Genomic DNA, 261 nt, shown 5'->3' with positions numbered 1-261 from the left:
GCCATCGGATTTACTGCCGCCATTGCGGCTGTTACAACAGGTGTGTGTGTAACGGCAAAAATGGTGAAAACGGCAAAACAAAACAACATCAAAAAGCATTACTTTACAATAGAAGCACTTCAATCAGACCGGCCTGCTGTCATTTTCTTTATTTCTGATACACACAGACGTCTCATAAGTGACACTTTATTAACAGAAATCAGACAGGAAGAGCCAGATGTGATTATGATTGGCGGAGATTTAGCAGAAAAAGGTGTGCCC

General features: G+C 41.8%; 1 protein-coding gene. It reads left to right on the top strand.

The genetic code is table 11. From position 1 onward, the window contains the following. On the top strand, positions 1–261 hold a 261-nt coding region (locus AC0IXA_RS27680; RefSeq protein WP_471814942.1), incomplete at both ends, for a hypothetical protein.

The organism is Pseudomonas sp. AC083 (genome assembly GCF_979253165.1).
Note: the sequence above shows the minus strand (reverse complement) of the source record. Positions and strands in the feature narration are given on the sequence as shown.